The 23244-nt window shown below is 54.9% G+C and carries 23 protein-coding genes and 1 tRNA gene; 16 read left to right on the plus strand and 8 right to left on the minus strand.

Annotated elements, in window-relative coordinates; all coding sequences use genetic code 11:
- Window positions 1-2: 2 nt before the first annotated feature.
- The 4 genes from LG203_RS07265 (at window position 3) to rpoH (ending at window position 3646) form a co-directional block, all read left to right on the plus strand.
- On the plus strand, window positions 3-713 hold the full coding sequence (locus tag LG203_RS07265; RefSeq protein WP_230345168.1) for a PEP-CTERM sorting domain-containing protein: 711 nt from the start codon (window positions 3-5) through the stop codon (window positions 711-713).
- 52 nt (window positions 714-765) lie between these two features.
- Entirely contained in the window at window positions 766-1362 is a 597-nt protein-coding gene (locus tag LG203_RS07270; protein ID WP_230345169.1) for a PEP-CTERM sorting domain-containing protein, read from the plus strand.
- Window positions 1363-1678: 316 nt separating this feature from the next.
- Window positions 1679-2404 carry a class II aldolase/adducin family protein gene (locus LG203_RS07275; RefSeq protein WP_230345170.1) on the plus strand — a complete coding sequence of 242 codons (726 nt, stop codon included), beginning with the start codon at window positions 1679-1681 and terminating at the stop codon, window positions 2402-2404.
- 387 nt (window positions 2405-2791) lie between these two features.
- Window positions 2792-3646: an RNA polymerase sigma factor RpoH gene (rpoH, locus tag LG203_RS07280; RefSeq protein ID WP_230345204.1), complete on the plus strand. Its 855-nt coding sequence runs from the start codon at window positions 2792-2794 to the stop codon at window positions 3644-3646.
- Window positions 3647-3943: 297 nt separating this feature from the next.
- On the opposite strand, the gene ccoS is transcribed toward rpoH, so the two are convergent.
- Complete coding sequence (ccoS, locus tag LG203_RS07285; protein ID WP_013442793.1) at window positions 3944-4150, minus strand: cbb3-type cytochrome oxidase assembly protein CcoS; 207 nt, start codon at window positions 4148-4150, stop codon at window positions 3944-3946.
- Window positions 4147-6108: a dynamin family protein gene (locus tag LG203_RS07290; RefSeq protein ID WP_230345171.1), complete on the minus strand. Its 1962-nt coding sequence runs from the start codon at window positions 6106-6108 to the stop codon at window positions 4147-4149. The genes ccoS and LG203_RS07290 overlap by 4 nt, the downstream gene beginning before the upstream one ends.
- Before the next feature lie 212 nt (window positions 6109-6320).
- On the opposite strand from LG203_RS07290, the gene LG203_RS07295 reads away from it, so the two are divergent.
- The 4 genes from LG203_RS07295 to ubiB are packed head-to-tail and all read left to right on the plus strand — an operon-like array spanning window position 6321 to window position 9625.
- Window positions 6321-6707, plus strand: a complete 387-nt coding sequence (locus LG203_RS07295) for a gamma-butyrobetaine hydroxylase-like domain-containing protein (protein ID WP_013442795.1) — start codon at window positions 6321-6323, stop codon at window positions 6705-6707.
- A gap of 10 nt (window positions 6708-6717) precedes the next feature.
- The gene (ubiE, locus tag LG203_RS07300; protein WP_230345172.1) at window positions 6718-7455 is read left to right on the plus strand and encodes a bifunctional demethylmenaquinone methyltransferase/2-methoxy-6-polyprenyl-1,4-benzoquinol methylase UbiE; all 738 of its coding nucleotides are present in this window, start codon (window positions 6718-6720) and stop codon (window positions 7453-7455) included.
- Complete coding sequence (locus LG203_RS07305) at window positions 7452-8051, plus strand: ubiquinone biosynthesis accessory factor UbiJ (protein ID WP_230345173.1); 600 nt, start codon at window positions 7452-7454, stop codon at window positions 8049-8051. Before ubiE ends, LG203_RS07305 begins: the two co-directional genes overlap by 4 nt.
- A 53-nt stretch (window positions 8052-8104) precedes the next feature.
- The gene (gene ubiB, locus LG203_RS07310) at window positions 8105-9625 is read left to right on the plus strand and encodes a ubiquinone biosynthesis regulatory protein kinase UbiB (RefSeq protein ID WP_230345174.1); all 1521 of its coding nucleotides are present in this window, start codon (window positions 8105-8107) and stop codon (window positions 9623-9625) included.
- Between the two features lie 89 nt (window positions 9626-9714).
- On the opposite strand, the gene LG203_RS07315 is transcribed toward ubiB, so the two are convergent.
- Entirely contained in the window at window positions 9715-10545 is an 831-nt protein-coding gene (locus LG203_RS07315) for an HDOD domain-containing protein (RefSeq protein WP_230345175.1), read from the minus strand.
- A 304-nt stretch (window positions 10546-10849) separates the two neighbouring features.
- On the opposite strand from LG203_RS07315, the gene LG203_RS07320 reads away from it, so the two are divergent.
- Complete coding sequence (locus tag LG203_RS07320) at window positions 10850-12355, plus strand: sodium:solute symporter family protein (RefSeq protein WP_230345176.1); 1506 nt, start codon at window positions 10850-10852, stop codon at window positions 12353-12355.
- A 98-nt stretch (window positions 12356-12453) separates the two neighbouring features.
- Here the strand turns inward: LG203_RS07320 and mutM are convergent, their stop codons facing one another.
- Genes mutM through LG203_RS07345 form a run of 5 tightly spaced genes read right to left on the minus strand, consistent with a single transcriptional unit; the run spans window position 12454 to window position 17277 of the window.
- Window positions 12454-13272 carry a bifunctional DNA-formamidopyrimidine glycosylase/DNA-(apurinic or apyrimidinic site) lyase gene (gene mutM, locus LG203_RS07325; RefSeq protein WP_230345177.1) on the minus strand — a complete coding sequence of 273 codons (819 nt, stop codon included), beginning with the start codon at window positions 13270-13272 and terminating at the stop codon, window positions 12454-12456.
- Window positions 13273-13280: 8 nt separating this feature from the next.
- A complete protein-coding gene (locus tag LG203_RS07330; RefSeq protein ID WP_230345178.1) occupies window positions 13281-14171 on the minus strand; it encodes a DUF4340 domain-containing protein in 891 nt (296 codons plus the stop codon).
- Window positions 14168-15556: a GldG family protein gene (locus tag LG203_RS07335; protein ID WP_230345179.1), complete on the minus strand. Its 1389-nt coding sequence runs from the start codon at window positions 15554-15556 to the stop codon at window positions 14168-14170. The genes LG203_RS07330 and LG203_RS07335 overlap by 4 nt, the downstream gene beginning before the upstream one ends.
- Before the next feature lie 12 nt (window positions 15557-15568).
- The gene (locus LG203_RS07340) at window positions 15569-16315 is read right to left on the minus strand and encodes an ABC transporter permease subunit (protein ID WP_230345180.1); all 747 of its coding nucleotides are present in this window, start codon (window positions 16313-16315) and stop codon (window positions 15569-15571) included.
- A gap of 29 nt (window positions 16316-16344) precedes the next feature.
- Complete coding sequence (locus LG203_RS07345) at window positions 16345-17277, minus strand: ABC transporter ATP-binding protein (protein WP_230345181.1); 933 nt, start codon at window positions 17275-17277, stop codon at window positions 16345-16347.
- Between the two features lie 249 nt (window positions 17278-17526).
- On the opposite strand from LG203_RS07345, the gene LG203_RS07350 reads away from it, so the two are divergent.
- From LG203_RS07350 to pth, 7 genes are all read left to right on the plus strand, one after another.
- Complete coding sequence (locus LG203_RS07350; protein WP_230345182.1) at window positions 17527-19239, plus strand: tetratricopeptide repeat protein; 1713 nt, start codon at window positions 17527-17529, stop codon at window positions 19237-19239.
- A gap of 35 nt (window positions 19240-19274) precedes the next feature.
- Window positions 19275-19874 carry a lipoprotein insertase outer membrane protein LolB gene (gene lolB, locus LG203_RS07355; protein ID WP_230345183.1) on the plus strand — a complete coding sequence of 200 codons (600 nt, stop codon included), beginning with the start codon at window positions 19275-19277 and terminating at the stop codon, window positions 19872-19874.
- A gap of 4 nt (window positions 19875-19878) precedes the next feature.
- Complete coding sequence (gene ispE, locus LG203_RS07360; RefSeq protein ID WP_230345184.1) at window positions 19879-20739, plus strand: 4-(cytidine 5'-diphospho)-2-C-methyl-D-erythritol kinase; 861 nt, start codon at window positions 19879-19881, stop codon at window positions 20737-20739.
- Window positions 20740-20752: 13 nt separating this feature from the next.
- Window positions 20753-20829 (plus strand) — tRNA-Gln (locus tag LG203_RS07365).
- A gap of 81 nt (window positions 20830-20910) precedes the next feature.
- Window positions 20911-21846, plus strand: a complete 936-nt coding sequence (locus LG203_RS07370; RefSeq protein ID WP_041362816.1) for a ribose-phosphate pyrophosphokinase — start codon at window positions 20911-20913, stop codon at window positions 21844-21846.
- An 83-nt stretch (window positions 21847-21929) separates the two neighbouring features.
- Complete coding sequence (locus tag LG203_RS07375) at window positions 21930-22547, plus strand: 50S ribosomal protein L25/general stress protein Ctc (protein ID WP_013442810.1); 618 nt, start codon at window positions 21930-21932, stop codon at window positions 22545-22547.
- Between the two features lie 109 nt (window positions 22548-22656).
- On the plus strand, window positions 22657-23244 hold the full coding sequence (pth, locus tag LG203_RS07380) for an aminoacyl-tRNA hydrolase (RefSeq protein WP_013442811.1): 588 nt from the start codon (window positions 22657-22659) through the stop codon (window positions 23242-23244).

Here is a 23244-nt window from a genome sequence, read left to right on the forward strand (position 1 = left end):
TCATGAAAACAATAAAATTACTCATCGCAGTATTCACTTCACTCCTTTGTTTTGTCAGCACTGCAGAAGCGGCTTTGGACACATGGGATACCGCCGCCCCGTGGGGTGCAACAAGCCCCACTTACTTTGCAGGCTGGGATGCGTTTGACACCTTGCCTGCGGACAGTACCCCAGATGTGGCAGGCAGCGGCTCCGGGACGTTTACCTTTTATGTGCCTGGGGCGGGTGTGTTCGGCAATGGCAATATGTACTCGCCACCCAATACCACGACTGGCGCTTACGGCATCAGCCTCTCGGCGAACCCCGGTGGCTATTACAACGTGTACGTCCGCATGGAGTCTTTCCGCGCAGATGGTTCATCCCTGCCTACCGCCACACTAATCATTGACGACATGATTTCGGAAGCCTTGGGCCTGCCTCCCAACGGCTTTGTCAGCTCGCAGGTCATTACTTACACGGACACGTCTTCTGGCCTCAATGAGTCCGAATATTACTGGGTCTGGTACAACATACCCGGCTCTTCCAATTACAGCGTGTTCATTGATCAGAACAGCCCTTCGCTCTATACCGTTACCAGCATGGCAGAAATCGCCGTCATTCCTGTGGCCACGCCCGTTCCCGAACCCGACATCTACGGCATGCTGGCAGCGGGGCTTGGTCTGGTCGGCTTCATGGCGCGCAGCAGAAAGCGCAAAGAGAATTCACTGAATTAACACCGCATAAAAACCACATTGCTTACAAACGCTATTCAACCAGGGGGTTACCATGAAATTCACCATTGCAGTACTCGCTTTGCTATGCAGCCTGAACGCCCAGGCCGCCACCATCGACTTTGATTCACTGGCCGTGGCAGACAATGCCGTTCATTCCCAAGGGGCCAGTTATACGGAGGATGGATACATGCTGGTAGACAATGCGCCCAGCCCCGATCTGCAGACGCTGGGCACCTTGCACACTTACTATACGCAAAGCACCGCGCTGATAAAAACCACGTCCTATCAGCAGAGCACGACTATGACGAGCACTTCGGGAAGTGCCTTTGATCTGCTTTCCCTGGATCTGGCCGAATGGGGCGGGCTACCATCCACCCAGGTCAAGATCGTGGGCTACTTTGCGGCTGGCGGCAGTATCAGCCAGATTCTGACGCTGGATCAGCTGTATGGCTTTCAGTCATTTGCTGTCTCCGGGTTTACCAGCCTGCTGTCACTCACTATTACCCAATCAACCGGCAAGCTTTACCAGCTGGATAATATCAAGGTCATCTCTGCCGTCCCTGAAGTTGGCACCACGCTGATGCTGTTATCGGGCTTGGGCCTGATCGGCATGGTATCGCGTCGCCGCCGCAGCAAAGTGTTCAGTTAACCGTATTGAAATTCCTCAGCTCTTCGGCCCTGACAGGCTGGAGAGCGGCCTTCCGGCCGTCTAGTCAAGTTTGTCATCCGCCGCGCGATATTGCGGGTCTGCCAGCACATTAACCTCGACCAGACCTTCGGCCTTTTCCAGCAAGTCCATGCAATCCTGGCTCCTACATGCATATACGCCAATGCCCCACTCGGGTAATTCCCACCGACCCGGACATCACCTTTACCATTAAAAGCCACAGCCCGATCTGCATACGCAAAAATAAAACTGAACTCGCCATCGCGTATCAGTCCAATGAATTTACCCGGACAAGCCCATGATTACTGCGATATGCGATGTATTGAAGGAATGCTACAACCGTGGGTGGATATCTACCCGGGATGGCAATGGGTCTGTTCGCCGCAAAAACGAGAACTGGATATACGTCACGCCATCGGGTTCCAAAAAACATCGGCTGGAAGCCGAAAGCCTGATCAAGCTTGAGTTTCAGCCTGATCACTCGCTGGTGAGGCTCAACCCTGAGGATGGTGGCAAACCCAGTGGTGAAATCGAGCTGCATAGAAGGTTGCTGAGGGAGATTCCTGATACCCGGGCGATCATTCATGTGCATCCGACCTATACCATCGCCGCCATGTATGCCGGGCTGGACCTGCAGGCGCTGTCGCTGGATTTCCCCGAAATACATCGCTACACGCGCGTAGCACCTAATGTCCCCAATGTACCTGCAATCAGCCTGGAACTGGCCCTCGCCACATGCCAGGCATTGGATTTACAGCCAGATGGTCACGTCTCAGCTGATATCGTGGGTTTGGACAGGCATGGCGTGATTGCCCTGGCCCGCGACCCATGGGGTGCCTTCGAACACATAGAAAGGCTGGAACATATTTGCCAGATCGTGCTGGCCAGCGGCAATCTGCCCAAACATCGCATCGCCTCAGACTTGCAAGTGAATGAGCCGGGCAAGCACGCGCATGCCGATGTTGAAAAGACGGAGGGAGAGGAAACCTTTAATCCGGGCTTAAACAGCAGCAATGATATTTGACAGTGCGGGCCGCTTTATCTCAGATCAATAAAGCGGCCCATCGATAGTATCAAACCGTAGCATGAAGAATGTGGTTGCAGCGGCTGCAAGCGTTTACCCGCGCAACAAGCCTTGACCGGGATGCAATGGACCATCTGCCTGGATCTTGGCTTATACCGGTGCAGGTTGCAACAGACGCTCTGGGGCTCCAGAGGCGACGACCTTTCCCACTCCAGCACCACTATCCGGTCTACCTTTTTCAAAAGTGCGAGGCTATGCGTGGCAAGAATACCCGTTTCTCCGAGGGTAAGTTTTGGCAAACAGAATCCCTGCAAAAAGGAAACTTTTCACCACTAGCACTCTCAAAGAGGGAGTGCTAAAATCAATTTCATGAGTGAGATCAATCCTATGACGAATGCCCTGACGATTCCTTCAGTATCTTCACTGGATAGTCTTGATCAGTACCTGCGTACGATCAAGGCATTTCCCGTATTGAGCGCCGAGGAAGAGTACGATCTGGCAACGCGCTTGCGCAAAGATAACGACATTGATGCCGCCAAAGGCCTCATCGTGTCGCACTTGCGCCTGGTCGCCAGCATCGCTCGCGGCTACTCGGGTTACGGCCTGCCACAAGCCGATCTGATACAGGAGGGCAACGTCGGCCTGATGAAGGCTGTGCGTCGCTTTGACCCTGATCGCGGCGTGCGCCTGGTGTCTTTTGCCATGCATTGGATCAAGGCAGAGATACACGAATATATTGTGCGCAACTGGCGCCTGGTCAAAGTCGCTACCACCAAGGCTCAACGCAAGCTGTTCTTCAACCTGCGCAGCATGAAGAAAAACAGCCATACGCTGAGCCCCGACGAAGTGGCGGATATTGCACGCGAGCTCAAGGTCAAGCCGGAAGAGGTCGTGGAGATGGAGTCACGCATGGGCGGCCATGAGATTTCGCTGGAAGGCAATAGCGATGATGACAGCGAAGATAGCTTCAGCCCGATTGCTTATCTCCAGGATCAGCAGCCCGAACCTTCTGATCTGCTGGCCGAGCGTGAGGCTGAGCATAATCAGACCGTAGGCCTGGCCAATGCCCTGGAAAGTCTGGATGAGCGCAGCCGCCGTATTGTGCAGGCGCGCTGGTTGCAGGAAAACAATAGCGCCACCCTGCATGATCTGGCCGCCGAGTTTGGTGTGTCAGCAGAGCGTATCCGTCAGATTGAGCAGAAGGCCATGCAAAAAATGAAGGGCATGTTGAGCGCAGCCTAAATAAGCATCTGCAATGCTGATTCAAAAAAACCCGGCTTGGTGCCGGGTTTTTCATGGTGGGCATATGCCATGGATCCATGTTCATGCGTCACTATGCCAATGCCAGTCAATAAAAAAGCTGCCCGAGGGCAGCTTTTTTATATTCTCAATGCAGTGCCGTCTTAGCCGAAAATCATGACCGACAGTGCACTCATCCAGGACCAGGTGATGAGTACGACAACAATGGTTAATGGCAAATTGGCAAAGGTGAACCAGGACTTGTAATCCTTCATTTCAAAAACCTCACAAGTTGTATTGTTATTCGTCGATTTTAGTATTTTTAGGCGCTTGCTTCAAGCGATTAAATGGAATCATGGGATCATCATCGTCCATGAGGATACGCTGGGCGGGCCCTTCCATATCATCATACTGGCCACTTTTGATTGCCCACAAGATGCCAAACGCAGCGATCACAATGAACACCACCGTCATGCCAAGCAGAAAAAGAAGCGTGGTGACGTTCATGCCGCTTGCGTCAACGGAGCATCCTGCACGGATGCGAGCGCGGCATACATCTGCTGCCGCAGGTTTTCCAGATCCGTCAGTTGACGACGAATACCCGTCTCTATGCTTTCAAGCTCACCTATGCGGTCTTCCAGAGTATCCGTAGCTTTATAGATACGCTTGATGCTCTCAAGGCGGCGCTTGAGCTGCAGCTGGTGTTCCCGCACTTGCGATTCCATAGGCGCAATCACGGCCTTCAGCCAGTTTTCCACATCGCGGTTGGCAATTTCATAAACGTGAATAACGCGGGTTGCCAGCGTCTCGAAAAACTTGGAGGTCAGCGTCATTTTTTCATTGGTGATCATATTGAGCGTGGTATTGAACTGCTCCTTGTACGCACGCTCGAGCTTTGCCAGCTCTTTTTGATAGCGCAGCATGGAGAATGACGGCGCATCGGACTTGCGCAGGCCATGATCCTGATTGAATTTCTCGTACATCGCGTCCATCATTTTCTTGATTTCTTCGATCTGCGTTTCCGAACTTTGCATGCGGGTTTTCAGATCCGCAAAAAATTCATCCATGGCACTGCGAATGTTTTTGGTAAAGGTCGCGGCAATCATCTTGTTGCGGGTGGTCGTCACCTGCTCGCGCAAAGCCTCCATGCCCAGCAGGCTGAACAGCCGATTGGTCTGCTGCGAAAACACGCTGCGTAGCGCCTGAAAGCGCTGCAAGCCTTTCTCGAAGTTTTCCTTGTCGACTTTCACCTTGTTCATCATGTGCTCAACCACATCCTCATTCTTGCCGCGCAGGCCTTTAAGCTCATCCAGCTGTTCGCTGAGGCCTTGCAGACGCGAATCCAGAATCAGGGTCGAGTTTCCTAAAAGATCATCAATCTCGCTCTGGGTGGATTCCTGCACAATCTGCTTCTTGGAAGGGATCAGCTCATCCGACAGCGCTTTTTCCAACTCAGGCAAACGACTGCGCTGCAGCAGCGCCGCGTCGCCATTCACTTTGGCGAGCAGACCTTTCTGCGCCGAGATCGGGAAAATCTGGCCTGCGTCCAGTCCAAGCAATTCTGCGCTGGTCTGCACCTGCTTCTTGATTTCATCTTCGATGCTCTGGCTATCCTTGAGTTCATCCCACAAGCCATCAATCTTGTTCAGCACTGCCAGACGGCCCTTCTGTTTCCAGCGCGTACCGCTGATGTATTGGCGCCATACGTCGATTTCCGATTTGGTAACCCCGGTATCCGCCGCCAGAATGAAGAGGACGGCATGCGCATTCGGCAGCATATTGAGCGTCAGCTCGGGTTCGGTACCAATGGCATTCAGGCCAGGCGTATCCAGAATCACCAGACCCTGCTCCAGCAAGGGATGCGGGAAATTGATCACGGCATAGCGCCAGCAAGGCACATCCACGGTGCCATTGGCATTCAGATTAAGCGCATCTTCGGGATTATTCCGGTCAAACAGACCATAGCGTTCGGCCTCTTCCGGACTGACCGACTTGGTGGTACTGACCTCCTTGAAGGCCTCGATCATGCTGTCGCTATCGTCAATCTTGAATTCAATCACACGCCATTCTTCAGGGTAGCGCTTGTATTCGGTGGTGGTTGCGTCAGAAGCACGCGTTTCAATTGGCAACAACTGCAGGCAAGCGGGTTTGGCAGGGTCGTAAAGCAGTTCGGTCGGGCACATGGTGGTACGGCCAGCACTGGATGGCAGCAGGCGCTGCCCATAATCGGCAAAGAAAACGGCATTGATAAGTTCAGACTTGCCACGGGAGTATTCGGCGACAAAAGCGACATTCAGCTTGTCTTCACGCAGACGCTCGAGCAGTTGCTGCAAACGCTGATCAATCTGGGCGTCATTCAGCTCCTGTTCATTCAGCCATTGGCGGTAATCCTGCACCGTATTCATCAGGGCTTTGCGCCATTCGCTATAGGCCGCGAACTGATGCGCCAATTTACTTTCTGCCATGGTACCCCCACCACACTTTATTATTCACACCACTCTAGCATGCCCGATTTTTAAGTCAAACAAATCAGGCGTATATTGTCAGTTCCTGCCAATCTCCCGCAACACGAAAGCCCTTATCTGGCGCGCTTATGCAGATACTCTAAAGGGGAGATATCTGAATCCAGATTCGATGATTCTGCTATCATCAACTTTTTAGCCCAGTCACCCGTCTCATGAGTGGATTAACCCCGGATTCCCCACGCCCGACCGACATTCGCCTGCATCAGAAATCGCGCCTGCTCGAGATTACATTCGATGACAACACGACCTGCATGCTGTCCTGCGAATTCCTGCGTGTTTACTCCCCTTCCGCGGAAGTACGCGGACATGGGCCCGGGCAGGAAACCCTGCAAATCGGCAAGGAAGACGTCAACATCACCGCCATCAGTCCGGTGGGCAATTACGCCGTGAAACTGACTTTCTCGGATGGCCACGACACCGGGCTTTACTCCTGGGATTATCTCTACGAACTCGCCAGCCACTACGAAGCCCTGTGGCGCGACTACATAGGCCGCCTTGAGATGGCCGGCGTAAAACGCAAGACAGACAGCAACGCATAAGGAACACACGATGACCGATAAAACCCATTTTGGCTTCCAGACGGTGGAAGAACACGAAAAAGCCCGCAAGGTAGGCGAAGTGTTTCACTCCGTGGCGCGCAAATATGACCTGATGAACGACGTGATGTCCGCCGGCTTGCACCGCACCTGGAAGCGTTTTGCTGTTGAGATCAGCGGCGTGAAGGCGGGCGACCGCGTGCTGGATGTGGCGGGTGGCAGTGGCGATCTGTCACGACTTTTTTCCCGCAAGGTCGGTAGCGAAGGCACCGTGGTGCTGACCGATATCAATGCCTCCATGCTGGGCGTAGGGCGTGACCGCCTGATGGATGAGGGCGTTGCCGTCCCTGCATTGCAATGCGACGCCGAGAAACTGCCCTTCCCTGACCAGCATTTTGACTGTGTGATTGTCGCCTTTGGCCTGCGTAACATGACGCACAAAGACCGTGCTCTGGCCGAAATGCAGCGTGTACTCAAGACCGGCGGCCGCCTGCTGGTGCTGGAATTCTCGCAAGTATGGAAACCTCTGGCTCCGCTGTATGACGCCTACTCCTTCAAGCTGCTGCCGCTGATGGGCAAGCTATTGGCGCAGGATGCCGCCAGTTATCAATATCTGGCCGAATCCATCCGCATGCACCCAGACCAGGAAACCCTGAAGCAAATGATGCTGGATGCCGGTTTTGGCAAGGTGGATTACTACAACCTGTCCGCCGGTGTGGTCGCCCTGCACAAAGGATGGAAAACCGCATGATCAAACCGCTGCTGACACGTCTGCTGGGCCACCTCATCAACCAGAACAGCTGGGCGAGACCGCACCTGCAACCTTACGCCGGCAAGCATATCCGCTTGCAGCTGTTTCCCGTCAGCGCCACGCTCGTGGTGCTGGAAGATGGTGGACTCGCCATGGCAGGCGACACCGCAGTTTATGATGCCAGCATGCGCATCAGCCCTTCCCTCGCTTTACGTTTGCTGGCAAAAGATGCCTCTGCCCACAGCGAAATCGTACTGGAAGGTGACACCGAATTTGCCATCGCGCTGGGCAAAGTCCTGCAAGCCATGTCGTGGGATTACGAAGAAGACCTGAGCCATGTGGTAGGCGATGTGGCCGCCAGCCAGATCAGCCAGCGCCTGCAGGAAGGCGTAGCCGCCACGCGCAAGCAGGCGGTGAATCTCACGGAAATGGCGGCTGAATTCTGGCAGGAAGAACAGCCACTGATTGCCAAGAAGCGCCATGTGGAAGCGTTTAACCGTGATGTGGATACTCTGCGCGACGATGTCGGCCGCCTGGAAAAGCACATTGAAAAACTCAGCGCCCGGCTGGATGCCTTGCTGCAAAAGCAGTCCTAAGCGGGTCAACCTTTCACGCTCATTACCTCCAACCCAACCTCAAGAATAACGGCATGCGCTTTTTCAGACTGCTCAAGATTATCGTCATCACCCTGCGCTACGGCCTGGATGAATTCATCCTCGGCCACAGCCGCTTGCGCCCGGCGCAAACGCTGATTCGCGCCCTGCTGTTCTGGCGCCCGATACGTGCCCCGCGCGGTGAACGCCTGCGACTGGCACTGGAAGCGCTGGGGCCCATCTTCGTCAAATTCGGCCAGATGCTTTCGACACGCCGTGACCTGATACCGCTGGATATTGCCGACGAGCTCGCCAAGCTGCAGGATCGCGTGCCGCCCTTCCCCTACGAGCAAGCCGCCGCGATCATGGAAGAAGCCTATGGCATGCCGGTGGCACAAGTATTTGAACGGTTTGACACAACGCCTATTGCCAGCGCTTCGGTGGCGCAGGTGCATTTTGCCAGCCTGCCCGGCGGTCGCGAGGTTGCCGTCAAGATTCTGCGCCCCGGCATAGGCACGATCATTGAAAAAGACCTGGCCCTGCTGGATAGCGCAGCCTGGCTGTTCCACAAAGTATCTTCCGATGGCCGCCGCCTGAAACCACGCGAAGTAGTCGCCGAGTTTGCTAGGCACATACACAGCGAACTGGATCTGATGCTGGAAGCCGCCAATTGCAGCCTGCTGGGCCGCAACTTCAAGGACAAACGCCTGCTGCTGGTGCCGGATGTTTACTGGGACTGGTGCCGCGAACAAGTGATGGTGATGGATCGCATGAACGGCATCCCCATCAGCCAGGTGGCGCATTTGCGCAGCATAGGGGTGGATATTCCCAAGCTCGCGCGGGATGGCGTGGAGATCTTCTTTACCCAGGTATTCCGCGATGGGTTTTTCCATGCCGACATGCATCCCGGCAATATCCAGGTCGCTCCGGATGGGCGCTATGTGGCGCTTGATTTCGGCATCATGGGTAGCCTGACGGAAATAGACAAGCAATACCTTGCACGCAATTTCCTGGCCTTTTTCCGCCGGGATTACCGTGAAGTGGCCCGCGCCCACATCGAATCGGGCTGGGCGCCAAAAGATACGCCGCTGGAAGAATTTGAAACCGCCATCCGCGCCGTCTGCGAGCCGATTTTTGATAAACCAATCAGCGAAATTTCATTTGGCCGCGTGTTACTGCGGCTGTTTCAGACCTCACGTCGCTTTGGTGTAGAAATTCAGCCGCAGCTCACCATGCTGCAAAAAACCCTGCTGAATGTGGAAGGTCTGGGGCGTGATCTTGACCCGCAACTCGACCTCTGGAAGACAGCCCAGCCCTACCTTGAGCGCTGGATGTCGGAGCAGATAGGCTGGCGCAGTGTATTAAAACGCGTACAGCAGGAAGCCCCGACCTGGGGAGCCATCCTGCCCATGCTGCCACGTCGGATTGATGATTTTCTGCAGCGCGAGCAAAACCCGCATCTGGTCAAGGAGCTGCATCAATTGCGACGTCAGCAGCAGCGTCAGACCTGGGTGCTTAGCTTGCTGGCACTGGCGCTTGTCGGCCTGCTGGTGCTGGAAGCCGTTCGGTTTTTCTAACAGGTTTTTTATAACAGACAGAATACGCAGCGGGCCTGGTATGACTACCAGGCCCGCTGTGATGAATCCGATTTAAATGACCCAGCCAATCACGACGATGCGCCGATGGCCGGGGCTCCCACCCAATGTCGCACCTTGGGTACATCCACCCGCAGCAACTCCGCAATATCGCGATAATCATCCGGCAAGGCAGCATCATCCCAACCATGCGCGGCATGGCGGGCCAGATTCACCGCCAGCGTGACATTACGTACTCGCTGCTCACCACTGGCGCCATCTTGCATCAGTCTGAGCAATAACGGGGGCAACTGGCAAACCTCGGCAAGCTGCAGTTGCAAATCCAGCAGGCGGAAACCCAGCACCTCCTGCTGCACAGTCTGGCTGCGTAGCGTTTTATCTGCCTGCTGCCGTTCAAAGATCTCCATCATCTTGTCCGGGGCAAAGCACCACATCAGAATTTCGGAAAGGTCGTGCAGCAAGGCAGCGGTACGGATTTCTTCGGCGTGCAGGTCATACAGGCGCACAGCCCAATCCAGTGCATAATGCGCGGCTTTATGAGCTCTGTGCACCAGACGCAGCAAATGCGTCAGGGCTGGCAAGTTATCGTGTAGCACTTCTTCAACGATGGGTTTGGCCGGAATATCCTGAAAAAACTTTTCGGTACCCAGCATCATGACAATATGCTCAATCTGCACCAGATCCTGCAGCTGGCTTTTATGCTTGTGCGTTTGCATATAGCGTAGCAGGCGGAACACCATCATCGGGTCTTGAATCACCACAGAAAAAATGGCGCGCCCACTCAGGGAGTCTTCGTCCAATTGCAGTCTGGCAAGCTCCCGTGAGGTGTATTTCAGCACCGGAATATCCGCATGGCTGAGAAAATCCACCCATTCGGTCAGGGATTTATTGGTGTTTGGCATGATGTCGCGGGCTCCTCATATACCTGTAACGACGTTTTTTCAGCACAGTTTAGACTACGATCCATGCAATTCATTAGCATACCGCAGACCGCGTCTTGGCATTTCATAAAATAGATGGGCAATCCGCATCAATTAAGGCACGCAAAATACTCGCCCAAGCATAGTTTTTGCTAGAATCCATGGTAAAAAAACAGCTCTCGAAAACAGTCTGAGCTCGACAAGAGACGGTGCACTTTGAGTGGCGAATGCCTTCACTTCCGTCAGTTTGAATGACGGCTTTATTTTGGAATAAGGACATGAAAGCGTGCTGATCTGGTTTGTGGTTCTTTATCTGCTGGTTTCCATCAGCATCGGCCTCATCGCCGCCACCCGCGTCAAAAACACCAAGGACTACGCCGTCGCTGGCCGGCATCTGCCATTACCCGTGGTCATGGCCACCGTATTCGCTACCTGGTTCGGCGCAGAAGCGGTGTTTGGCGTCTCGGCCACCTTTGTGCAGGAAGGTCTGCGTGGCGTGGTCGCCGATCCCTTCGGTTCCAGCCTGTGTCTGGTCATTGCCGGTTTCTTCTTCGCCACCCAGCTGTACAAACTCAATATCATCACCCTGGGCGACTTCTATCGGATGCGTTACAACCGCACGGTAGAAGTGCTGACCACCCTTGCCATTGTCGTGTCCTACCTCGGCTGGGTTGCCGCGCAGATCAAGGCGCTGGGGCTTATCTTCAACATGATCACACAAGGTGCTGTCAGCCAGGAGGCTGGCATGATACTCGGCACCGCCATTGTGCTTACCTACACCACGTTCGGCGGCATGCTCTCCGTCGCCATCCTCGATTTTGTGCAGATGACGGTAATCATCGGCGGCCTGCTCTACATTGGCTACATCGTGTCGGGCATGACAGGTGGCGTGGCACCGGTGATTGATCACGCCCGTGCCGCGGGTAAGCTCGAGTTTTTCCCGCCACTGGATATCTGGCAATGGGTGGGTTTCCTCGGCGCGTGGATGACCATGATGCTCGGCTCCATTCCCCAGCAGGATGTATTCCAGCGCATCACCTCAGCCAAGAGCGCCAAGGTCGCCATCTGGGGTTCTGTGCTTGGTGCTTCGGTCTACTTCTGCTTTACCTTTGTGCCCATGTTTATTGCCTATGCGGCCACCATTATCGATCCCGCCTTCTTTAACGGCCTGATCGCCGAAGACTCACAGCGCGTGCTGCCGACGCTGGTCCTGCAGCACACGCCATTGCTGGCCCAGGTCATTTTCTTTGGCGCCGTGCTTTCGGCCATCATGAGCTGTTCGTCAGCCACGTTGCTGGCGCCCTCCATCTCGTTTGCTGAAAACATCGTGCGCGGCTTCATACCGCATCTTACCGACCGTGGCTTTTTGAAGGTCATGCGTATCTGCCTGATTGGCTTTGCCGCCTGCGTGCTGACCTATGCGCTTAATTCGGAACTGTCGATTTTTGGTATGGTGGAATCGGCTTACAAGATCACGCTGGCAGGTGCCTTCGTGCCCCTGTTTTTTGGCGCCTTCTGGAAGCGTGCCAACAGCCAGGGCGCACTCGCAGCCATTATCGGCGGCGTCAGCAGCTGGATATTGCTGGAAGTGCTGCTCGGCAAAGACAGCCTCATACCGCCACAGATGATAGGGCTGGCCGTCAGCGCGATCGGCATGGTCGTAGGCTCCCTGTTACCGCAGAAGATAGGCAAGCCTGGCCACGAAGAGGCGGAGTACCTGCACCGGCATGCTGCCCACCCGCACAACTCGACGGGTCATGCAGGCCAATCCGGACACCTGCCAGGTCATTAATCGGCTAAGCGGCCTTCAGCATCAAAGGCCGTTGTTGGCCGCCAACACGCCGATCAACCACGATGAAATTGCGGCCGCGAATGCGGTCATTCCTCAGACTAAGGCTTGGGCTGGCAGCGCGGACAGAAGAAGGTGGAGCGCTGCCCCAGCCGCACGTTCTGGATAGGCGTGCTGCATATCTTGCAAGCCTCGCCTGTGCGTGCGTAGGTGAAATATTCCTGTTGAAAATACCCCGGATTGCCATCTGCGCCAAAGAAATCGCGCAGGCTGCTGCCTCCGGCCGCCAATGCATCGGTCAGGGTAGCCTTGATCTCCGCAGCCAGTCGGTCGCATGCCTGGCGACTGAGTTGATTGGCAGGGGTTTGCGGATGAATGCGCGCGCGAAACAGCGATTCACTGGCGTAAATATTGCCCACGCCGACCACCAGATGGCTATCCATGATGGCATTTTTAACCGGGGCGCTACGCGTGCGAAACTGGCGATACAGCCAGTCGCCATCAAATGCGGATTCCAGCGGCTCCGGCCCCAGCACAGTTAACAAGGCATGCTGCTCAGGCTCCGCACCCGCCCATAACACTGCCCCAAAACGCCGTGGATCCCGCAGACGCAACACCTGCCCATCGGCAAAATGCAGATCAAAGTGATCATGCTTGGCGGCAGGCTCATCTTGCGCGAGCAGGCAGATGCGCCCGGACATGCCAAGATGCAGCAAGAGATAACCGGTATCGAATTGCGCCAGAATATATTTGGCGCGACGACTGAGTGACTTGAGGGTCTGCTGAGGCAGGCTATGCACCAGATCGGCCGGGATGGGCCAACGCAAGGTGGGATGCCGAATGATGACCTTGGCTACCGGCTGGCCGACCAGCGGAGCCAGGCCCCGCATGGTAGTTTCGACCTCCGGTAGTTCAGGCATGAAGCGTGTTACTTGCTGTTGGTCGTAACGGGAGGATTGAGCAGCGTAAAGCCAAAGTCGGCAGGCAGGTGATACATCATGCCTTCATCCGGGCGACCAAGGATGACCTCAGGAGCCTCCTGGATACGGTCGAAATGCACCTTGGAGCCATCCTGCAGCTTCACTTCAAACGAGGCATACGTCGCCCTGCGATCAGGCGTATAGGGCTCCACCGATTTGATATCCACATTCTTCCAGTAGGTTTCAAACCACTCGTTCATATCATTCTGCGTGAGCTTGGCATCCGGCACCGAGGTCGTCCATTTGCCGTCCTTGATATCCACATTCAGGCGCACCGACTCCCATTGCTCCAGCCGTGAGAAATCAAACCCCGCCACTTTTTCCGTGGGCTTCAGCAGATTCTTGTCGATGGCTTCTTCTACCTGCACGGACGCAAAATCAGAGTAGGAGCTGGATACCAGATAAACCGCATCCTTGTAAGCCAGATACTGGTCGCTGCTCACCGGGTTGTAGGTGCCGAACAGGAACTCTTCGTTATCCAGCTTTACCTTGATCTTGGGCTGATCCAGACCATAGCGGGTGAGATCAGTCGCCGGGAATTTATCGTTGCTCTCGGCCGCCACAATCGCCAGGATGCGTTGCACCGCCATCTGGTCTGCACGAGCCTTGAATGGCTTCACGATATGCCAGTAGCCGTCAATCTTCTCGAACTCCACGCCAGCCCTGGCCGGGAACTCGATACTGACATGGCTGAAGCCACCAATCTTGAGATTGGAAACGGCAATGGTCTGCTGGCTTTTCTTTTCCTCTACCGGCTTGGCGGGACGCAGGTAGAGAAAACTCACGATACCGGCGATCAACGCCAGCAATATCAGGTTAACAATCCAGCGCGACCTCATGCCTTGCGTCTCCGCCACCAGATGCTCACACCAGCCACCAGCAAGGCAAGCGGCAGGATGAACTGGAACAGACCCAGCGATACGCCAAACACGGGGATAAACACCACTTGTGCTGCAAAATGGCCCCAGCCTTCCTTGGGAATGGAGATATTCACATCCTTGAGGGGTTTCGGCTGGATGGTGATCAGGTTATCGTCGCCTGCCAGCCAGTTCACGATATTGATGCCCAGGTCCAGGTTGCCGCCATTGCCGACAAAGGTGTTGGACAGGAAGTTGCCATTACCAACCACGACTACACGCTGGCCCTTCTTGCCATACTTGCGCTCCATGGCGACCGCCACATTGATCGGGCCATGGATATCCTTCTTGTCATCAAAGCTCACCTTGCCATCGATCTTGCCGGTTTCCAGCCAGCCGTTCGGCGCCACTTCCACCAGGTGGCTGACTTGCCAGCCATTCTCATCGGTGCCACGCGCATCCAGCATGCGGGCTTCGGGGAACAAGGTGCGCAGCATGAAGTTCTTGGTAATCGGGTGCTCACCGTATTGGCTGGCGAATGCGATCTTGGAGTCTGCGCCATACTGGGCTGATGACAGATCGATCACCATCCCTGGCGTGATTTCAAGACCCAGGTATTCGGCAATGCTTTGCAGGCCATGGGTGTTTTCATCGTCCAGCAACCACAGCAGATTGCCACCTGCATCCAGGTAATCCTTGATCTTCTTGGCTTCAACTTCCGACACATCCACCTGCGGACTGGCAATCACCAGCATGGCGCCATTGCTTGGCACGCCCTGCGCAATGGTCAAGTCAGGATTTGCCAGCTTGAAACCCTTTTTCTGCAGCTGGCGGCCAAACTCGCCCAGATCATGATTCTTGATGCCGATCAGGTTGCGCTCGCCATGCCCATCCAGATACATCACGGCACGCTGGTTGGTACGCGACAGGCGCACCAGCAGATTGGTCATGTCCTGCTCAACATACGGTGGCGTCAGGTGTTCGGTACGCTTGTTGAAATCCACGACCAGTTCGCCCTCGGCCTTGATACCGGCATCCTGCGCCAGCTTGGGCTCTTCGGCCGGATTTACCCAGGTGATCTTGATATCGGGTTTGGAACGCTGATAACGCGAAATGAAGTCATTGATGGTCTTGCGATAGGCTTCGTCCTTGGAGACGAATACGGTGATTTCCACCGGCCCTTTCATCTGCTTCAGGACATTCACGCTGCCTTCGGTCAGGGTATTGCGCGAACTTTGAGTGATGTCCTGCGCCACATGGTATTCATGCGACAGATAGCCCAACAGGAAAATAAGAGCCAGAAACAGCAAAACAAACACACTGTTTTGCATGAAGAGCTGGAAGCGGAGTTTACGATTCGTTTTCATAGGGGTACCCAGTTAGCCGCGCAGACGATCAGCGTCCAGGCGACGCACTGTCAAGGTCAGGAAAGTGACAATAAACAACAGGAAATAAGCCACATCACGTGTATCGAGCAGGCCGCGAGAGAACGGCTCAAAATGGCGCATCAGCGACAGATAAGACATGGTGCCGGTAGGATCGCCCGCCATGAAGTTATCCAGCAGCAGCAAGGCAAACAGGGCAATAAAGCTGATGATGCCAGCCACAATCGGCTGCTGCGTGAGGCTGGAAACATATACCCCGAGCGAAGAAAAGCTGGCGACCAGCAGCCACAGGCCAATCACGTTGGCGGCAATGTAGCCAAAATCGATTTCGGCCCAGAAATTCAGGGTCGACATCATCGCGGCCAGAAAAAAGATCACGATAGACAGAAACGTGACCAGGCCCAGGAATTTACCAACCACGATTTCAGTCAGCGACAAGGGAGCACTGAAGAGAAAGGTCAGCGTCTGCTGGCGACGCTCATCACTGATGAGGCGCATCGACAACAAAGGCACGGCAAACAGCATGACAAAGGAAGCGATGCCGAAGATATTGGCCCCGACAAACTCGGTCACGCCAATCCGCTGCTCCGGACGAATGGCCCCGGACATGGTCTGGAAATATTGCTCGATACCATTCAGGAAGAAGGTACCGAAGACGAATTGCAACAGAGCCAGCACCACCCAGCCCATGGGCGAGGAGAACAGGCTCTTCAATTCTTTTCTAGTGATATTGAAAATCATGACAAACGCTTTCTATGGGCAGAGCGGGCTTAAGCAGCCTGCTCCTGGAAGGTGAGTTGAACGAAGACTTCTTCCAGACTGGTCTGGTCAGGATTGATCTGGTAAAGACCCCAGTTCTGGTTAACTGCAGCCTGCACCAGCTGCTCGGCTGGCGCGCCACCTTCAGCATGACGCACACGCAGCAAGCCGCTAGGCAAGGTTTCCACCGAGGTAACACCAGGGATTTTCAGCAATTCTTCATTGGCAGGAGCCCGGCTCAAGCCAACCAGCAGGCGGTTGCCATGGCGCTGTTGCTTCAGTACATCAATCGAGCCATTGAACACCATCTGGCCCTTGTGAATGATTTGTACCCGATCACAGACCATTTCAACTTCAGGCAGGATATGGGTAGACAGGATAACGCTGTGCTCGCCACCCAATTCCTTGATCAGGTTACGAATATCACGAATCTGAATCGGATCGAGACCCACGGTAGGCTCGTCCAGAATGACGACCATGGGATTGTGGATGATGGCTTGGGCAATGCCGACGCGCTGCTGATACCCCTTGGAGAGATTTTCAATCAGGCGGCCACCCATCTCTGTCAGACCACATCGCTCTTTGGCGATGCGCACGGCCTTTTTGACATGACTGCCACTCACCCGGTGCAAACGCGCAGCAATCGCCAGAAACTCGTCTACGGTTAACTCGCGATAAAGTGGAGGCTGCTCTGGCAGGTATCCGATCAGCGCCTTGGCTTCCTTGGGGTTCTCGATCATGTCGATACCACAAATCTTGACGCTGCCCTTGCTGGGTGCAAGATTGCCGGTCAGCATTTTCATGGAAGTGGACTTGCCCGCACCATTCGGCCCGAGAAAACCCAACACTTCCCCTTTATTCAGGGTAAAACTCACATCGCGAACTGCTTCGCGCCCCCCATAGATGCGCGTAAGCTCGCGGGCCTCAACGGTTACAGTAGTCATAATTGAAGTTGATACACTCCGGGTGAAGGGCTGCTAAATTAAAAAAACGCCTGACAACTGTCAAGCGTTAGGGGTCATATAGTCAAAGTACATGCAAATAGAATTAAATTCTATTGGAAAGTTCTATCCAAAAAGCTATAGTCAGAAATCATTATGGATGAACTTGCAAACACTGTCACGGACTAAGCATTTAAGCCTTCAGCCAGAATTTATCGCAACCACACCGAGTATCGAGAACACTTTTCACTCATGCCTAATCCCCGCAAACTCACGCTAGCTGTTTTGTTAAGTCTGGCCTCCATTGCCAGCATGTCCGCTCAGGCAGCCGAGCCATCCAAATCAGAATCTGCCAAATCCAAGCCTGCAGCCGCTCCGCAAACCGAGCTCACCGGCGCATTTGTCTATAAATATCTGATTGGTGAAGTCGCTGGCCAACGTGGCGATCTCGAACTTGCCAGCACGATTTTTCTCGATCTGGCCAAATCCAGCCGCGATCCACGCCTGGCAGAGCGCGCTGCCAAAGCGGCAGTATTCGGCAACAAGCCGCGCCTGGTGACACAAGCGGTGAGCCTGTGGAGCGAGCTGGACCCTAGCTCGACCGAAGCCCAGCAAGCCAGTACCGAGCTGTTTGTGAATGCGGGCAAACTGAACGAGGCCAAGCCTTTCCTGCAGAAACTGCTGGCCAAGGAAGACACCCGCGCCAATGGCTTTCTTTATCTGAACAGCCTGCTGGCAAAGCAAACCGACAAAAACGCGGTGCTGACGCTGGTGCAAGAGCTGGCAGCCCCCTACCCCGATCTGCCGGAAGCCCATTTCACCATTGCCAACTCGGCACTGGCCGCTGGCAAGCTGGAACTTGCCCTGAGCGAACTTGATACGGCGGAGAAACTAAGCCCCGGCTGGGAAATGAGCGCACTGCTCAAAGGCCAGATTCTATACTTGCAATCGCCTGACGCAGCCATCGACTTTTACAAGCAATTTCTAAGCGCCCATGAAAACGCCAACGAAGTTCGGCTGACCATGGCCCGCCTGCTGATCAACCAGAAACGCTTTGATGAGGCCAAGCCTGAATTCATCAAGCTGATTTCGGCTTCCAAGAACAATCCTGAAATCATGGTCGTCGTCGGCTTGCTGTCGATTCAAGCCAATGAGCTGGCTGATGCAGAAAAGTATTTTCAGGATGCCCTGGCTGCCGGCTTCAAAAATCCGGATCAGGTCTTTATTTATCTGGGGCAGATCGCCGAAAAGCAAAATGACGACAAGCTGGCGCTGGCCTGGTACAACCGCGTAAAACCAGGTGACCGCTATCTGGATGCGCAATTCAACATTGCCGGCATTGTGGCTCGTACGCAGGGCATTGATGCCGCATTGCAGGTGCTGCGCGGCATTCCAGACCTGACAAATGAGCAGGAAGCACTCTCCATGCAGATGCAGGCCAGCCTGCTCGGCAAGATGAAACGCTACCAGGAAGCCTACGATCTGCTGGGGCAAACCGTTGCCAGCCTGCCGAACACGCCGGAGATCATTTACGACTACGCCATGGCAGCTGAGCGTATTGGTCAATTTGATATTGCCGAAAAGGAGCTGCGCAAGCTGATCAAGCTCAAGCCGGATTTTGCCCAAGCCTACAACGCCCTCGGCTACAGCCTGGCAGATCGCAATCTCAAGCTGGATGAAGCGCACAAGCTAATCCAGCAAGCTCTGGCCTTGAGCCCGGATGACCATTACATCCTCGACAGCATGGGCTGGGTGCAATACCGCATGGGCAAGCTGGACGCTGCAAGCAATTACCTGCGCCAAGCCTACTCGCAGCAGCCTGACCCCGAAATCGCCGCGCATCTGGGCGAAGTATTGTGGCACCAGGGCAAGAAGGACGAAGCGGTGCAAACCTGGGAATCCGCCCTCAAGGTATTTCCCGATAACGAAGTCCTGATCAAGACAGCGCAGAAGTTCAAGAACTGATGAACGTGCGTGTGCTTCTGCGGGGGCCGCTTTTCATGGCGGCCCTCTTGATTTCTGCCTGTACCACCACGCCACCGCGTCCGATTGCCAATGAAGAGGTGCATCGTCAGCACCTTGCCAGCCTGCAACCTCTGCAGGCATTCGACCTGAAAGGCCGCATAGGCGTGCAGACGCAAAAGCAGGGCTTCTCCGGCGGCTTTACCTGGAATCACCAGCCAGCCACTGACCAGGTAGCCCTATTTTCGCCGCTAGGCTCGCAAGTCGCGACCATAGAAAAAGACCCATCTGGCGTCACCTTGGTGACCAGCGACCAGAAAACCCTGCGCGCGCAGGATGCCGAAACCCTGACCGAACAACACCTGGGCTGGCGCCTGCCCATGCAAGGTTTGCATGACTGGGCGCTGGGCCGCCCCACCGCCGCGCCCCATGAAGCGATATGGGATGAACAAGGCCGCCTGACCCGCCTGAAGCAGGATGGCTGGGACATTGAATACAGCCAGTACCAGCGCGTTGGCCCATACGACCTGCCCCACAAAATTTACATGAAAAGCTTGCAACTGAATCTCAAACTGATCGTCGAGCGCTGGAATATCGATGACAGCAATGACACCAGCGCATTGCAATCCAAGCCATAACGCCATGACCGACTTTCACACTTACCCGGCCCCGGCCAAAATCAATCTCTTCCTGCACATCACTGGTCAGCGCGCCGATGGCTACCATTTACTGCAAACCGTGTTCCGCCTGCTGGATTTTTCAGACACGCTGCAACTGCGCGTGCGTGAGGATGGCGAGGTAAACCGCATGACTGAAGTCCCCGGCGTGCCGGCAGAGCGCGATCTGTGCGTGCGGGCGGCCCGCTTGCTGCAACAACACACCGGTTGCAAGCGCGGTGTCGACATCAAGATTGAAAAACGCATCCCCATGGGCGGCGGCCTGGGCGGCGGCAGTTCGGATGCCGCCACCATGCTGCTGGCGCTTAACCATCTATGGGATCTGCAGCTCGATCGCCAGGCGCTGATCACCCTAGGCCTGCAACTCGGCGCCGATGTGCCCGTATTTGTTTTTGGCGAGAATGCCTGGGCAGAAGGTGTAGGAGAAAAATTATCACCTATCTCCTTGAATCCAGCGTGGTATGTGCTGTTGACGCCACAAGTCAACGTCTCGACTGCTGAAATTTTTGCGTCGAAGGAATTGACAAGGGATACAAAACTCACGACAATAGCGGACTTTTCAAGGGGCATGGTTCACAACGACCTTGAAACTGTAGTTTGCCAGCAGCATCCCGCAGTCGGCGCCAGTCTGAGTTGGTTAAATCAATTCTCACCGGCACGCATGAGCGGATCAGGCGCTTCAGTATTCATCAGCGTTGATAGCCAGGCAGAAGCAGAAGCAATTCTTGCTCAGGTGCCATCGAAAATAGCGGGGCTTCCGGTGTTTTCATGTGTGGCAAAAGGGTTGGAAAAGCATCCACTTTATGACCTTGTAAAAAACGTGTAGATTTAAGATCAAATGGGGAGTCGCCAAGCTGGTTAAGGCACCGGATTTTGATTCCGGCATGCGAAGGTTCGAATCCTTCTTCCCCAGCCAGAATGCATTAAAAGCGTGTAGCTATACACGCTTTTTTATTTTTTTGACCTACAAGGAATCCCGACTGTGGCCAATGGCGACATGATGGTATTTACCGGCACAGCCAATCCCAAGCTAGCCGAAGCAGTAGTCAGCCACCTGGGTATCGGCCTTGGCCGTGCCACGGTAGATCGCTTTAGCGATGGCGAAGTCATGATTGAACTGCTCGACAATGTGCGCGGCAAGGATGTCTTCGTTCTGCAATCCACCTGCATGCCCACCAACGACAACCTGATGGAAGTCATGGTGATGGTCGACGCGCTGCGTCGCTCCTCTGCTGGCCGCATCACCGCAGCGATTCCTTATCTCGGTTACTCACGTCAGGATCGCCGTCCGCGTTCCGCACGTGTTGCCATTACCGCCAAGGTCGTTGCCAACATGCTCACCAGCGTCGGTGTTAACCGCCTGCTGACCATGGATTTGCACTCTGACCAGATTCAAGGCTTCTTCGATATTCCCGTCGACAATATCTACGCGACCCCTATCCTGCTGGATGATCTGCTGAAGCAAAAGCACGAAAATCTGGTGGTGGTATCGCCCGATGTTGGTGGCGTGGTGCGTGCCCGTGCGGCCGCCAAGCAGCTGGGTTCCGACCTGGCGATTATCGACAAGCGCCGCCCCAAGCCCAATGTGGCCAAGGTCATGAACATTATCGGCGATGTTGCCGGCCGTACCTGTGTGCTGATGGACGACATGGTCGACACCGCCAACACCCTGTGCGAAGCCGCCATTGCCCTGAAAGAGCAAGGCGCATCCAAAGTGGTCGCCTACAGCACCCACCCGGTATTGTCCGGCCCGGCTGTAGAGCGCATCACCAGCTCGCAACTGGATGAACTGGTTGTCACCGACACCATCCCATTGCGCGCCGATGCCGCTGCATGCCCCAAGATTCGCCAGCTTTCAACCGCTGAGCTGTTTGCCGAAACCATCCGCCGCATCAGCCGCGAAGACTCGGTCAGCTCGCTGTTTATGGATTAAGTTTCGAGCGCAGAGCCCACAAGGCCCTGTACTCACAACCCTGTTATCTGGTCGCGGATAGCAGTTAATTAAGGAGTAGTACCATGCAAATCGAAATTACCGCCGTTAAGCGCGAAAACCAAGGTACGGGTGCGAGCCGCCGCCTTCGTCGCGCAGGCAAGGTGCCTGGCATCGTCTACGGTGCAAGCAAAGACGCTGTTAGCGTTGAGTTTGACCACAAGGCGCTGTTCCTGGAATTCCGTCACGAAGCTTTCCACGCTTCCATCCTGACTCTGAACCTGGATGGCAAGAAGGAACAAGTTGTTCTGCGTGACTACCAGATGCACCCCGTACGCAACACCATTCAGCACATCGACTTCCAACGCGTAAGCGCTACTGAAAAGCTGCACGTGAAGGTGCCATTGCACTTCATCAACCAGGACATCGCTCCTGGCGTGAAACTGTCTGGCGGTGTGGTAACCCACATCCTGACCGAAGCTGACGTAAGCTGCCTGCCAAAAGACCTGCCAGAGTTCATCGAAGTTGATCTGGCAACCCTGGAAGCCGGCCACAGCATCCACCTGTCACAAATCAAGTTGCCTAAGGGCGTTGAATTTGTACAACTGGCACACGAAAACGATGCTGCTGTTGCATCGATCTCCGTGCCACGTGGCGGTGCAGCTGCTGAAGAAGAAACCGCTGACGCACCAGCAGCAGAATAAGTTTTTTCTGCAAGCGGCTTAAAGCGCGCGTTCCGAGCCCATCACTGGCACACTCGGACCGCGCGTCTTTATTTATACTGCTGCACAGACAACCCAAGCTGATTACCCCATGAACGGCATCAAACTCTTTGTTGGCCTCGGCAACCCCGGTAGCGAGTATGAAGACACGCGCCACAATGCCGGTTTCTGGTGGATAGACCGCGTCGCGGCATTATCCGGCAGCAAGCTCGCCAATGAAGCCAAGTTTCACGGGTTGGCAGGCAAACTCAAGCACAGCGGCACAGAAGCCTGGCTGCTCAAGCCCACCACATTCATGAACGCCAGCGGCCGCTCGGTAGGCGCGCTGGCCAAGTTTTACAAAATAGAGCCGCATGAGATCCTGGTGATCCATGACGAGCTGGATATCCCGCCCGGCCAGGTCAAAATGAAAAAAGGCGGCGGCCACGGCGGGCACAATGGCCTCAAGGATATTGCCGCGCACCTCGGCACCAATGAATTCTGGCGCCTGCGCCTGGGCATTGGTCACCCCGGCGAGCGCGCAGCCGTGGTCAACTTTGTGCTGCATGCACCAGCCAAGGCCGAAATGAGCCTGATAGAAACCACCATAGAAGATAGCGTGGCCCTGCTCGACCAGCTGCTGGCCGGCAGCTTTGAACAAGCCATGCTCAAGTTACACACCAAACCCAAAGCAGTTTAA

It is taken from the genome of Methylovorus mays (assembly GCF_020531915.1).
Lineage (GTDB): Bacteria > Pseudomonadota > Gammaproteobacteria > Burkholderiales > Methylophilaceae > Methylovorus > Methylovorus mays.